Genomic DNA, 930 nt, shown 5'->3' with positions numbered 1-930 from the left:
GGTTTTGAGCAACTTCAAACTTGGCTAAATCACCATGCTGCTACTTCTATGCAGACCATTATATTAATGGAAGCCACTTCTATTTATCATGAACTCTTAGCTCAATATTTATTTGAAGCAGGTTATCAGGTTTGTGTAACCAATCCTGCCAGAGCTCGATATTTTGCTCAGAGTATGTCCAAGCTGAATAAAACAGACAAGGTAGATAGCGAAGTTTTAGCCAGATTTGCAATGACAGCAGATCTACATTTTTGGCAACCTCTACCTGAGCATATTCAATTGCTTAATGCATTGCTAGAGAGAAGAGCTGTCCTTTACGACGATTTACAACGTGAAAAGAATCGTTTGGAAAAAGCAAAGTCTACTTTTACTATGGAGCCTATACTGGAATCTATTCATAAGAGTATTACGCAATTAAACAAACACATACAAAATATTGATCAGCAGATTGATAATCATATTGACCAAAATCCAGATTTAAAAAATGACAAAGATCTGCTCAGTAGTATTCCTGCCATTGCAGACCGAACCAGCTTATTGATGCTTAGTTTTTTACGTAGCCACACTTTTGAAAAAGCTAGCCAAGCAGCAGCCTTTATCGGCTTGGTTCCAATTCAAAAACAATCGGGTAGCTCCATTCGTGGTAGAAGCCGCTTATCTAAAGCAGGCTCTTCCAAAATACGTGCTGGTTTATATATGGCAGCCGTTGTCGCAACTCGACATAACCCTCATATCAAAGAAATGAATGAACGCTTATTAGCGAATGGTAAAACCAAGATGATGGCGATTGGAGCTGCGATGAGGAAGTTAGTCCATCTTTGTTATGGTGTACTCAAACACCAACAACCTTATCAAGCAAATTATTGCATCAATTCTTAATAATTTGCTTGACGGTGGAGACGGTATCTCAAACCCGATCTGACAGTTACC

At 38.8% G+C, this 930-nt stretch carries 1 protein-coding gene; it reads left to right on the top strand.

All coding sequences use genetic code 11. From position 1 onward, the window contains the following. Positions 1-879 (top strand): IS110 family RNA-guided transposase (locus tag ACWQ4X_RS19685; RefSeq protein ID WP_457904676.1); only part of this gene is annotated, 879 nt, incomplete at its 5' end. Positions 880-930 lie beyond the last annotated feature (51 nt).

This window comes from Acinetobacter sp. NigerLNRRAM0016, assembly GCF_054112845.1.
Note: the sequence above shows the minus strand (reverse complement) of the source record. Positions and strands in the feature narration are given on the sequence as shown.